The 12,035-nt window shown below is 45.1% G+C and carries 15 protein-coding genes; 9 read left to right on the top strand and 6 right to left on the bottom strand.

What is annotated here, in order from left to right; translation table 11 throughout:
• The first annotated feature begins 9 nt into the window (after positions 1-9).
• Both AC0S1O_RS02195 and AC0S1O_RS02190 read left to right on the top strand, forming a co-directional pair.
• Positions 10-246, top strand: coding sequence for an H/ACA ribonucleoprotein complex subunit GAR1/NAF1 (locus tag AC0S1O_RS02195; RefSeq protein ID WP_475394133.1), 237 nt, complete (start codon positions 10-12; stop codon positions 244-246).
• Positions 230-1,168, top strand: a complete 939-nt coding sequence (locus tag AC0S1O_RS02190) for a transcription initiation factor IIB (protein WP_475394132.1) — start codon at positions 230-232, stop codon at positions 1,166-1,168. Before AC0S1O_RS02195 ends, AC0S1O_RS02190 begins: the two co-directional genes overlap by 17 nt.
• Here AC0S1O_RS02190 and AC0S1O_RS02185 read toward each other — a convergent pair whose 3' ends face one another.
• Positions 1,169-1,813 carry an N-glycosylase/DNA lyase gene (locus AC0S1O_RS02185; RefSeq protein ID WP_475394131.1) on the bottom strand — a complete coding sequence of 215 codons (645 nt, stop codon included), beginning with the start codon at positions 1,811-1,813 and terminating at the stop codon, positions 1,169-1,171.
• 73 nt (positions 1,814-1,886) lie between these two features.
• On the opposite strand from AC0S1O_RS02185, the gene twy1 reads away from it, so the two are divergent.
• Genes twy1 through rpe form a run of 6 tightly spaced genes read left to right on the top strand, consistent with a single transcriptional unit; the run spans position 1,887 to position 7,946 of the window.
• Positions 1,887-2,816, top strand: a complete 930-nt coding sequence (gene twy1, locus AC0S1O_RS02180; protein ID WP_475394130.1) for a 4-demethylwyosine synthase TYW1 — start codon at positions 1,887-1,889, stop codon at positions 2,814-2,816.
• Between the two features lie 40 nt (positions 2,817-2,856).
• Positions 2,857-5,364: an ABC transporter permease gene (locus tag AC0S1O_RS02175; RefSeq protein ID WP_475394129.1), complete on the top strand. Its 2,508-nt coding sequence runs from the start codon at positions 2,857-2,859 to the stop codon at positions 5,362-5,364.
• Positions 5,364-6,026, top strand: coding sequence for an ABC transporter ATP-binding protein (locus tag AC0S1O_RS02170; protein ID WP_475394128.1), 663 nt, complete (start codon positions 5,364-5,366; stop codon positions 6,024-6,026). Before AC0S1O_RS02175 ends, AC0S1O_RS02170 begins: the two co-directional genes overlap by 1 nt.
• Positions 6,007-6,414, top strand: coding sequence for a GIY-YIG nuclease family protein (locus tag AC0S1O_RS02165; protein WP_475394127.1), 408 nt, complete (start codon positions 6,007-6,009; stop codon positions 6,412-6,414). The genes AC0S1O_RS02170 and AC0S1O_RS02165 overlap by 20 nt, the downstream gene beginning before the upstream one ends.
• 20 nt (positions 6,415-6,434) lie before the next feature.
• Entirely contained in the window at positions 6,435-7,277 is an 843-nt protein-coding gene (locus AC0S1O_RS02160; RefSeq protein ID WP_475394126.1) for a carbohydrate kinase family protein, read from the top strand.
• Between the two features lie 21 nt (positions 7,278-7,298).
• Positions 7,299-7,946, top strand: a complete 648-nt coding sequence (gene rpe, locus AC0S1O_RS02155) for a ribulose-phosphate 3-epimerase (RefSeq protein WP_475394125.1) — start codon at positions 7,299-7,301, stop codon at positions 7,944-7,946.
• Here the strand turns inward: rpe and purN are convergent.
• The 3 genes from purN to dph2 are packed head-to-tail and all read right to left on the bottom strand — an operon-like array spanning position 7,943 to position 10,139.
• Positions 7,943-8,878, bottom strand: a complete 936-nt coding sequence (gene purN, locus AC0S1O_RS02150; RefSeq protein ID WP_475394124.1) for a phosphoribosylglycinamide formyltransferase — start codon at positions 8,876-8,878, stop codon at positions 7,943-7,945. The two genes, rpe and purN, sit on opposite strands and share 4 nt — an antisense overlap.
• A complete protein-coding gene (locus AC0S1O_RS02145; protein WP_475394123.1) occupies positions 8,875-9,168 on the bottom strand; it encodes a hypothetical protein in 294 nt (97 codons plus the stop codon). The genes purN and AC0S1O_RS02145 overlap by 4 nt, the downstream gene beginning before the upstream one ends.
• A complete protein-coding gene (dph2, locus tag AC0S1O_RS02140; RefSeq protein ID WP_475394122.1) occupies positions 9,168-10,139 on the bottom strand; it encodes a diphthamide biosynthesis enzyme Dph2 in 972 nt (323 codons plus the stop codon). The genes AC0S1O_RS02145 and dph2 overlap by 1 nt, the downstream gene beginning before the upstream one ends.
• 132 nt (positions 10,140-10,271) lie before the next feature.
• On the opposite strand from dph2, the gene AC0S1O_RS02135 reads away from it, so the two are divergent.
• The gene (locus AC0S1O_RS02135; RefSeq protein WP_475394121.1) at positions 10,272-10,640 is read left to right on the top strand and encodes a hypothetical protein; all 369 of its coding nucleotides are present in this window, start codon (positions 10,272-10,274) and stop codon (positions 10,638-10,640) included.
• Here AC0S1O_RS02135 and guaA read toward each other — a convergent pair.
• Both guaA and purE read right to left on the bottom strand, forming a co-directional pair.
• Positions 10,624-11,562 carry a glutamine-hydrolyzing GMP synthase gene (gene guaA / locus AC0S1O_RS02130; protein ID WP_475394120.1) on the bottom strand — a complete coding sequence of 313 codons (939 nt, stop codon included), beginning with the start codon at positions 11,560-11,562 and terminating at the stop codon, positions 10,624-10,626. The two genes, AC0S1O_RS02135 and guaA, sit on opposite strands and share 17 nt — an antisense overlap.
• Positions 11,546-12,025 (bottom strand): 5-(carboxyamino)imidazole ribonucleotide mutase, encoded by a 480-nt coding sequence (gene purE / locus AC0S1O_RS02125; protein WP_475394119.1) that lies wholly within the window; start codon positions 12,023-12,025, stop codon positions 11,546-11,548. The genes guaA and purE overlap by 17 nt, the downstream gene beginning before the upstream one ends.
• Positions 12,026-12,035 lie beyond the last annotated feature (10 nt).

Genomic DNA, 12,035 nt, shown 5'->3' with positions numbered 1-12,035 from the left:
TTCATTTTTATGAGCAGAATTAAGGGAGATGTGGTCTGCATTAGGGGCGATTACCTAATAGCCCGGGCCCCTTTGCGAGGAGGTAGGTACAAGGTCTACACGCCTTCAGGTAAGTATGTGGGCCATGTGGTTAGGGTATTTGGCCCCGTTGAGCGACCTTACATAAAGGTAAAAATTGAAAGAAAATGGGGAAGGAAGGTTGGGGAGATTGTAATAAGAGGTGATAGAGGTGGCAGAAAAAGATAAGAAGAAGTGGATTGATGAGATAACTCGGTGCCCTGAATGCGGCTCCACGCACCTTGTTAGGGATTATGAGCGTGGGGAACTGGTATGTATGGATTGTGGACTCGTTATTGATGAGGCCTATATCGATCAGGGGCCAGAGTGGAGGGCCTTTGATTCTGAGCAGAGGGATTCCAGGTCAAGAACGGGTGCGCCAATGACCTACACGATTCACGATAAGGGCCTGAGCACTGAGATTTCGTGGAAAAATAAGGATTCCTATGGCAAGAGCATTCCCACGAGAAGCAGGGCTCAGCTTTACAGGCTTCGCAAGTGGCAGAAGAGGATACGGGTGAGCAACTCGGCAGAGAGGAATTTGAGCCAGGCATTGCAGGAACTTGAGAGAATGGCATCCAATTTGGGATTGCCAAAGGACGTGCGTGAAACTGCCGCTGTAATATATCGCAAGGCTGTTAAGGAGAATATGATCCGTGGGCGCAGCATTGAGGGGGTGGTAGCGGCCAGCATATACGCTGCCTGCAGGATGCTGGGAATACCCCGCACCCTTGAAGAAATATCCACGGTCACAAGAATAAAGAAGAGGGAGATAGGTAGGGTTTACAGGATAATGAGCAGAACATTGAAACTCAACATATATCCCACAAAACCTGAGGACTATATAGATCGTTTCTGTTCAAAATTGAAGTTGAGTGGTGAGGTTAAATCCAAGGCCTACGAAATTATCAAGATGGCCAGGGAGAGGGATATAATCTCCGGCCGCGGTCCAACTGGTGTGGCGGCGGCTGCAATTTACATAGCGGCCATCCTCATGGGAGAGCGCAGAACCCAGAGGGAAGTTGCCGATGTTGCCGGCGTGACGGAGGTTACCATAAGAAATCGTTACAAGGAACTCGTGGAGAAGTTAAATTTGCCTGTGGAGGTTTAATCATTTGAACACGAAACCCGTCTGTCTGTACCAGAGCACCAGGTCTAGATGAGCCATTGGTATGCCCATGGCCCTTGAGAACTCTTTCATCCTCTCCTCTATTTCCAGATACCTTCTTTTCGTCAGCCCCTTTGGAATCTCATCTATCACTCCCAGCCAGAGCAGGTTTTTTAGAATGTGTCTGTCAAGGATGGCGAGACCCTCTCCGAGCCCCACATTTCTTAGAAAATGGCTTGCCTCCTTGTAGCCCATACCCCTGACATTTCTGACCAAAAAATCTCTCATATCCTGTGGATCTGAGAATTGGGACAGTGTTTCCCTTATTTTGAGTTCCCCATTTATGGTGAAGAAGTCCCTTGCCCTGACAATGTTCTGGGCCTTTGTGTATTTGAAACGTACGCCTTTAAGATAATCTGTGATACTTTCCGCATTTCCAAACCACAGAACTCCAGAGTCACGCAGATTTTCAATGGCTCTCCAGCAAATGGTGGCCTTTGACTGAGGGGTTAGAAGGCAAAAGGCTAGTTCTGCAAATATTTCCTCCTCCGAGCCATCTTCCCACAATTTTTTGAACTCCTTTAAGCGTGAATCTATGGTGTCTCTCTGCTCCTTCCATATTTCCCTTATCTCAGCAACGGGATCCATGATGCATAATGGCTTTCACGATATAAAAATGCCCCTGGAGTATTTTTATATGATATCTTCCTTAGGGTTTCGTATGGATCCAGAGATTGAGAGAATTCTACGCAAGCAGGGCTACGCCATCGTGGGAAAGCACAGCGCCGTTAAACTATGTCACTGGCTTCGCGAATCCCTGCTTCACAACAGGCCGTGCTACAAGCAAACCTTCTACGGCATAAGAACCCACAGATGCCTTCAGATGACCCCGGCGGTGAACAACTGCACCCAGAACTGCCTCTTCTGCTGGAGATTTCAGGGATTCAGCGAGGTTTATATGAAGGATGTGGACGAGCCAGAGTTCATAGTTGAGGAGAGCATAAGGCAGCAGAGAAGATTGCTCACGGGGTACAAGGGGGATCCAAGGGTTGATCTTGGGAAGTGGAAGGAAGCAATGGAACCAAGGCATGTGGCCATATCCCTTACAGGGGAACCCACCCTTTACCCGAGATTGGGGGAACTCATTGAGGAGTACCACAAGAGGGGATTCACCACATTCCTCGTTACCAACGGTACTATGCCCGAGGTACTTGAAAATTTAGATCCCCTGCCCACACAACTCTACGTGACCGTGGCGGCTCCCAACGAGGAAATATACAAGAAATTGCTGGTTCCCCTGATAAGAAATGGATGGGAAAGGCTCAGGAGAACTCTGGAACTTTTACCCTCTCTCAACACCCGCAAGGTCATAAGGCACACCCTGGTAAAGGGGTGGAATATGGGATATGAGGAAGAGTATGCCAAACTTGATTTGCTGGCCGAGCCGGATTTCATTGAGCCAAAGGCCTACGTGTTCGTGGGCTACTCCAGGGAGAGGCTCACCATAGAGAACATGCCGAGACACGAGGAGATAAGGGAATTTGCAAAGAGGATGGCAGATATTACAGGTTATAGATATGAGGATGAGCGGGAGGATAGCCGTGTTGTTCTTCTTATGAAGGAAAACGCGCAGAGATTTTTATCTTATTAATTCAAAAATTTTTTATATTCATTTACCCTACAAGAAATTGATGATTCCCGTATCCAAGAGAAGACTTATAACCACTACGGTTGGAATAATTCTGGCCATAGCCATAATTTTCACCTCCTACACTCTTGGGAATAACATGGCCAAGATGCAATTTTATTATGAGATTGAGAAAAATCCTTACGCGATCGCAAGGGGTGTTAGCGGTAATTTTAGTAATATGATGAGGGCCTACAATCAGATTGAAAACCTTACCCACGTTAGAAGTGTGGTTTTTTCCATAATGGCCTTTGGGAGGTATGGGGGAAATTATACCGCACCATCGATACCTGTGCTCTACATGAAGGGATACAAACTCACCCTGCTCAACGGCACAACTCCAAAAAATTCTAAGGAGGTGCTTGTAGGAGCCTATTATTCTAAGATGTTAAACCTGAGCCTTGGTGAAAATCTGAGTATTTTGTTTTACACGCCCGGGGGAATATTGAGGGAGAACTATACAATAGTGGGCGTTGCAAATGTAAAGATACCCCTTGGAAATTTTGAAGAAGCAGGTAATGGGGTAGGCAGGGGCATTTTTGTGAGTGAGGAGGAAATGCAATATTTGAACAGATCGGGCGTTGAGATTAATGGATACTTGGGTGTGGCACTTGATCCAAAATATCTGCTGAATTCTGCAGATTACAATGAAGCATACAGAAAAATTATGGCCGTTGGAAACGAGATTAATTTCATACTTTACGATGATAACCTTTCTATAACGGAAAACCAAGAGAGCTTTTACGGAACCTTCGGGCCATCCTACCTTTTAGAGGCCATATTCTTTTCCCTGCCCGTTATCATAATGGGTATATATCTGAGCAAGGTGGGTATAGAGATAGAATTTTTGGAAAGAAGGAGAGAGTTTGGTATATTGAAAATAAGGGGCTTTACGGGTAGGAGTTTGAGCAAGTTCATATTCATTGAGGCGGTGGTGTACTCTCTGATAGGGGGTGCAGTTGGTTATGCCCTGGGGGAAGCCCTTGCCTCTCTATCCAACGTGGTGTTTTTTAAAATACCATATTTCTTCCTAGACTGGAACGTATGGAATCTTATTGCATCAATAATCATAGCCAATCTTTTATTTTTGGTAGCCCTTTACTCTCCCTGGAAGAAGATAAAAAAAGAACCCATAATAAACCTGATATCCCATTACAGCCAGGCGTTTAAGAAAACAGAGTACACGGGAGGTATGAAGGATCTGATAATCTCCGCACTTTTCTGGGTCTATCTCGCCCTTGTGATATGGCTTTCAAGGAGTGTGAACATAAGTGGTGGATTTAACATTCTGGTTATCATCGCCTACATTCTTCTAAGCACGATAATCTTCTTCTTTCCCGTGGTTCTCATAGTACTTCCATTGACGATGAGTCGCCTGCTCACCATGGGCACCACAAGGATTTACAGATTCGTTGCCTCATGGATTGCAAAATTATTCAAAACCTCAGGTGAACTGGCAGAAAGAGGCATAGAGAGAAGCCCCAAGAGGGCGGCATATCTCGCATTCATACTGGCATTTATTCTTACTCTTTCCTCTTTCCTTGCGGTGGCCATGGAAAGCGCAAATCAGCTTGGTGAGATTGAGAGAGAGGCGGATGTTGGAGGAGATCTGGAAATTGTTGTGGATAATCTAAAAATTCCCTGGAAAATATTGAACAATAGCAAAAATGTGGCCAGCTACGTGATCGTTTACAGAACCAACATATCGGGATACGGAGAATTCGGTGTGCCCGACTATGGGGTGGATATGGAAAAATATATAAAAACAATATACAACGGCAATCTGTTTCTGAAAGATGGAAGATTAAATCATATGGGGATTGTTGTAACCACATCCTATGCGAGAAGTAACAATATACAGGTGGGTGACATAATACAGATAGATTCAAAGAGCGGATTGAAGGCGTATCCCGTGGAGGCGATAATGTACTCATTTCCAGGCATAGGCGATGCTGATCTTCTTTTTGATCTCAAAAACCCTAGGGGAATGCCCCATATTGTTATTGTGAGAGCAAAAAATCTTGGCGCTCTGGAAAGTGAGTTGAACGATAGCGGATACAATTACAATGTTAAGCCACCAAGGGATGAGATGGAAGAGCAGCAAATCTCCCTCATAAACACCCTGCTCATCTATCTTGTAATACTTGGGGCAGCGTCAATATTCATAGTTCAGTACTCTTCCCTGTTGAATAGGCGCGGTGAGATTGCCCTTTACAAGGTTCGTGGTGCAAGAAACAGCCAGATAGCGGCAATGCTTATGACAGAGGGGCTAACGGTAATTGTCATATCCCTCTCCATTGGTGTGACAGTTGGCATAATTCTCGCCTATGCTATGTCTTCCTTGGTCATGCTCTCAGGCACCACGCCACCCGTGTTTGTTATAGGTTCGGCATTTGCCCTCTACACGGCGATTCTGGTTGTGGCATATATTCTTTCTCAGTATGTCCTATCCTACATTTTTGCCAGAACGAAGCCCAGCGAGGTTATAAGAGGATTGGGAGGTGAGATGTGATGATTGAAGTGGAACATTTGATAAAGGTTTACAGAAGAGGTGAAATTGAGGTTATTGCAATAAGGGATGTAAGCCTGAAAATTGATAGGGGTGAGTTTGCCCTTCTGATAGGTCCAAGCGGATCAGGTAAAACTACATTTCTCCATCTTCTTGGTGGAATTGACAGACCAACGGCTGGTAAGATATTGGTGGAGGGCAGAAACATAGCCCTTTTCAACGATAAGCAATTAACAGAGTATAGAAGAAAGGAGGTGGGAATGGTATTTCAATTCTTCAATCTCGTGCCCACATTGACTGCCCTTGAGAACGTTATGCTTCCAATGCAGTTTAAGGGAATGGGCAAGGCGGAGAGGAAAAAGAGAGCGGAGAAACTTCTGGAAGAGGTTGGTATGTTGGAGCGCGAGAACCATTATCCAGATGAGATGAGCGGTGGAGAGCAACAGCGCGTTGCGATAGCGGTTGCCATGGCCAACGATCCCCCAATAATTCTTGCAGACGAGCCCACAGGAGAACTTGATACGGAAACAGGGATGGAGATCATAAAACTCTTCAAGAAACTAAACGAAGAGGGTAAAACGGTTATTATAGCAACCCATGATATGCGGTTGAAGGAATATGCCACCAGAATACTCGAGATCAGAGATGGAAAAATTACCGGATAGTGGAGTTTATCTCCTCCTCATAAATAATTTGGAGAGAAGGGAAATTGAAGTGGGGGCACTGGGCAACGTGCTTTTTTCCCCTGGATACTACGTTTATGTGGGATCCGCCCAGAGAAATTTGAGAAGTAGAATTGAGAGACACATGAGGAAGGAGAAGAAACTGAAATGGCACATTGATTATTTCCTTCAATATTCTCGTGTGGAGGAGGTTATTGCATATTCTTTACCGAAATCATACGAGGGGAAAATAGCCAGGATACTCTCTCAAAAGTATCCCTTCGTACCCAACTTCGGTTCAAGTGATACCAAAGCACGCTCACATTTATTTTACATAGGGGTGCTGGGTGAATGGGAGCGAATCAAGGAAATTTTGAAAGAGGTTAAATAAAATAAGGGTATAGTGAGTTTATGTCCTTCCTTCTTTACTTCGGCCACGTGAACATGGACATCTTCCTGAGTGTTGAAGATTTTGGAAATGTGGGCGAGAGCAGGGAAGTGCATTCCCATTTTGCAAGGATCGGTGGCACCGCCTATAATGCATATAAAGGACTTCGTGCCTTAAACGTACCTGCGGAGATATTCTCGGTTGTAGGCCCCGATTTTGAGGAGGATATAGAGGGTCATCTTGTGAGGGATGATCGCACCCCAACATGCTGGATAATAACCAACGGTCAGGAGCAGATGGCATACGTGTATCAGGGATTGTGGAAGGAACTGCACAAAATGAATATTGATTTACCCCTTGAAAAATATGAATATCTGCACTTTTCCACGGGCAATCCAGAATTTTATATGAAAATTGCAAGAGAGGCCAGGGATCTTGGCAAGAAAATTGCATTTGACCCATCTCAGGAAATACACTACATTTACACACGAGAAATCTTTGAAAATATGTTGCGTCTCTCCGACATGTTTTTCTGCAACCTTCAGGAATATCAGAGGGCGAGGGAGTATGCTCCATCTCTTTTGGAAGAAAAGATTATTGTTAGAACTGAAGGTTCCCGGGGAGCAAGTTTTTACACACCCCAGAATGGATGGGTTCATGTACCCACATCTCCTGCAAGGGTTGTTGATACCACGGGGGCAGGAGATACCTTTAGGGCAGGATTTTATGCAGCCCTTTACAGGGGATACGACATTCTTGATGCGGTGAAATATGGGAACCTGGCCGCCCGTAGAGTTGTGGAATCATCAAAAACGTATTATGATGGCACATGGGAATCTCTTGAAAATATGGGAAATAAGATATAGGGGAATGGGTTATGGGCAAGCATGGTAAGGATATCACCTTCAATACTGTCAGCAGATTTTTCAAGATTGTGCGATGAGATCAAGTTCTGTGAGAAGGGTGGAGCCGATATGCTGCATCTGGATGTTATGGACGGGCATTTTGTACCAAACATAACATTTGGGCCTGTGGTGATAAAGAGCATAAGAAAATGTACAAAACTGCCCTTTGATGCGCATCTGATGATCGAGCGTCCGGACAAATACATTAAGGATTTTGTAAATGCGGGAAGTGATATAATAACCGTTCACAGGGAGATCAAGATCTCCATAAAGAATGTTCTGCGTAAAATACACAATTACGGGGCGGAGGCAGGCATTGCCATAAATCCGGAAACGCCCTTTGAAAGGGTGAAGGATTATATGGATCGGGTGGAGTACATTCTCATAATGAGCGTGCACCCCGGCTTCTCCGGCCAGAGTTTCATAGAGGACACTCTTGATAAAATAAGAGAGGCCAGGGAATACATAGATTCTGAGGGTCTTGAAGTTAGAATAGCAGTGGACGGTGGTGTAAAGCAGCACAATGCAAAGAGGATAATAGATGCTGGAGCGGATATACTCGTGGCCGCAAGCGCCATATTTAGAGGAAATGTGGAGGACAATATACGCAAATTCAAGGAAATATCTTAGGTTCTTATCACTCTCCTTCCCTCAATTTTTATTGAATTTGTGGAAATTAATTTTATTGCCTCAACAAGGGCCTCGTGCTCCCTTTCAAGAACCCTCTCTGCCAAGGATTCAGGAGTATCGTCGTCCTTCACCTCAACACACTTCTGAACTATTATGGGGCCATGATCAACCTCCTCGTCCACAAAATGCACGGTGCAACCGGAGACCTTGCATCCGTAATCTATGACTGCCCTGTGTACCCTCTCCCCGTATAAACCGCCGAAACTTGGAAGCAGGGCTGGATGTATGTTTATTATCCTGTTTTTGTATTTTCTAACAAACCAGGGGCTCAGAATTCTCAGAAATCCTGCCAGAACGATGAGATCCGGTGTGAAATTGTCAATTATTTCTGCAAGTCTTCTATCGTAACTCTCCCTTTTCTCTCCCTTCTTTGGTGGAAGTGCTATGGCCTCTATTCCATTTTCCTCTGCACGTTTCAGTGCGTAGGCATTTTTCTTGTTGGATATGACAGCCACGATATCCACATGCAACTCTCCGCTCCTCACTGCATCTATTATTGCCTGAAGATTTGTACCCCTGCCTGAGACGAGAACCACAATTTTGAAAATTTTCTTTTTGAAGGAACCCTCCTCGTAGTACACTCCCAATTTCTGGAGGTCCTCCTTGAACATGGACAAACTACCCAAATTCAGAATATCATTTAGTACGTTGAGAAAATGGTGCAGTTTTCTCTCCTCGTAAAATCTCAGGAATATGTAGTACCAGACCTCCCTGCTTATGGGTGCGTTTAATTGATATAATTTTTCAATGCTCTCATCAACTATGTTCAAATCCCTCATAACCCTGCGAACCCATTCTATATTTACCCTAGATCCGGGCCCCAGGGCTTTCAAATACGAGAAATCGGCAATTTTTTTGAGTTCTTCCCTCATTTATCCACCTCCAGAGGTATGTGCTCTTCCAAAAATTTTAGAATTTCATCCACTGCATCCTCATCCTCAGTTTCTGGAGTTATCTTGTGTATCCTTGTGGGAGTGAGGAGCATAACGTAATGCACGATTTTTCTCCCCTTCGGGTGATGATTTTTCCAGTAGCCACGGATCTCCTCCCTTGATATTTTTCCGTCCCAGTACTCAATATCACCCCTCCTTTTATCCACCACCAGTTTTTTGAATGCATTGAATCTGAATATCACCCTATCCTCCTGCTCCTCAACCTTCATCAATCCACCTCCACAATCTCGTCAAAGGGTATGTTTTCCATACTTCTCTTTCCAATGGCCATTAAAGCCTCCATGGGGGTCAATATTACTTTGTTGAATCTTGAAAAATCGTCGTAGGTGATTCTTGGGCATGCTGTGTTCACATAGGCATCCACCTTGTAGTAAAACTGCTCGGGCACAATGTTGTTTGTCATTATGAAATAGGCCCTCCTTCCCGAACTCTCAATCTCTTTAGCAACCATTTTTGCAAGTTTCCACCTCCTCTGACCAATCTTTGTGCTCAGAATTATTCCGAAGTTCTCTGCATCTCTCGCCCTCGCTATGGCTGCATACCTCTGCCTTATGAACCTATCAGCGTCGATTTCTGTCACCCTTTCCGAGTATGGATCAAGGACGTAAACATCCTTTCCTGTTGCAATTTTCACGCCTATTCCGTGGAATTCTCCTGTGCCAAGAAACACAAAACAATCCACATCACCAACCTCTCTGGCCGCTGAGAAATTGCAGCCCAAAACCTGTCCTGGATAGGTTATGCGGGAATCCCCGCGGCCAACTTTAACCATAAAACCACGATCTTCAAGGAATTTCTTTGCAGTTTCAATTGCCCTTACATGCTGAATTGAAGCCACCAATCCTATTTTTTTGCAGGATGTGCTTCGGGCAAAGGAATCAAGCACATTTTCAAAGGAAACACTGGAGAAAGATTCAACAAAAATAACATTTTCTGGATAATTTATGTTAGGTATCCTGCTGTGTCCAAATTGCACGGTGAGCATTCCCTCGTATGTTTCCACATCGCATGCTCCGTAGCATGGATTCGCGGATATAAACACTTCAAAATCACCAAGCGTATCCGCTATTTCCTGCGCGTATATCTGCATTCCCTCCGGCAATTGCAATAGGATCTTGGAGAAACCCATATTCCTTATTTTTCTGGATAGTGCGTTGAAATCTATGCTGTATGGAATCATTGGAGAAATAAGGGAATGGTGGTATAAAAATTTAGCCCACCGTGTGGTTCCCTCCTCATGGGTCGGAGGGTGCATGGCTAGTGGGCATCTATGCATGGAAACAATCTTATAAAAATTCTCCCTTCTAACCCCATGGACGCTCTGCTCTATCTATACCTAATCATCCTCTTTGCCATATTTCTCATTGCTTGGATGGTTTACCTTATAATCTCCAAGGGAACGCAGAAGAGGAGAATTCGTGAAGAGATAAGACATATCTTCAAGGCCAGGGATTATGAAGATGCCCTCAAATTTGAGTACAGGGGTTATACCATGCTGGCCACATTCAGACCTGAGGTGAAGATAAGCATATTTCACGAAAAGCAGGTGGAGGGCATAAAGCCCCCAAGGGGGATGAAACTCACGCCCATGTTCCTCATAATCAAAATAAAGCGCAGGGAAGAGATAAAGGAAAAGGTGGATGTGGCTGTTGATTTTCTCAACTCTATTCCCACTCAATAGTGGCAGGAGGTTTGTTTGTTATGTCGTAAACAACACGATTTACTTCTTTTATCTCCGTTGTGATTCTTGTGGCGATCCTGTCCAATAAATTATGCTCAGCGCGGAAATAGGCGGCGCTCATCCCATCAAGGCTATCAACCATGCGCACTGCCACAGTGTATCCGTAGGCACGCTTATCCCCGTGCACGCCCACGGAGCGAATGGGAAGAAGAACGGCAAAGTACTGCCAAGGCCGCATCTCAAAGGGATAGTGGCTTTCAACCTCTTCCTCAACAATGGCGTTTGCCCTTCGCACGATTTTCAACTTTTCCTCATCCACGGGACCAATTATGCGTATTGCAAGTCCGGGTCCTGGAAACGGCTGTCTCTCTTTAATGTCAAGGTTCAGGTACTCTGCAATCTCTCGAACCTCATCCTTGTAGAGATCGCGTAAAGGTTCCACAAGTTTGAGGTTCATCCTCTCCGGCAGTCCTCCAACGTTGTGATGGGATTTTATGGTATCCCGCAACCCTCCACCACTTTCAATCCAGTCAGGTGCAATGGTGCCCTGGATGAGATACTCTGCCCCGAAATTTTTTGCCTCCCTTTCAAAAACCTCTATGAATTTTGCCCCTATTATTTTTCTTTTCCTCTCAGGATCTTCAACATCTCGCAGGGCATCTATGAACTCTCTGGATGCATCAACTATCCTGTAATTGAAATTCAATTTGGAAAACAGCGCCTCTATGTTTTTTGCCTCATTTTCACGCATGAACCCCGTATCAACAAATACGGCCAGAAGGGCATCTCCTATGGCCATATGCGTGAGCACAGCTGCAGTGGTGCTATCCACCCCGCCTGAGCAGGCGATTATTGCCCTTCCCTTTATTGTTTTTTTGAGCTCTTCCACCTTCTCCTCCACGAATTTATCTGCCCTGAACATATTTACGAACCTCCTCATCATCCTTGGCAACCTTCTCTCTCATCTTTTTCCTGTAGTCCTCAATTTTTTTGCGCATATCCTCATCCCTCACACCCAAGATTTGAATGCACATGAGCGCTCCGTTTACCACATTGTCTACACCCACCACAGCAACGGGCACACCCTTTGGCATCTGAACCATGCTCAGGAGGGAGTCAAAGGGTACCCTGCCCGAGAGCGGTACGCCTATGACCGGCTTTGTGGTGAGTGCGGCCACGGCACCCGGCAGGGCTGCGGAGAGGCCTGCAAAGACGAGGAAGACATCATGTTCTGAGCTCTCCACGATCTCCTTCACCCTATCCGGTGTTCTGTGGGCTGAGGCTATGCGCACATCAAAATCCACACGAAATTCTCTAAAAATGCCAAAGGCCTTCTCTGCTTTTTCCAGATCACTCTTACTTCCCAGAAGAACGCAAACTCCCATAAAAAGAGAT

This window comes from Candidatus Aciduliprofundum sp. HYA1, from assembly GCF_056175085.1.
The sequence above is the reverse complement of the archived record's forward strand: the minus strand, read 5'-3'. Positions and strand labels throughout refer to the sequence as shown.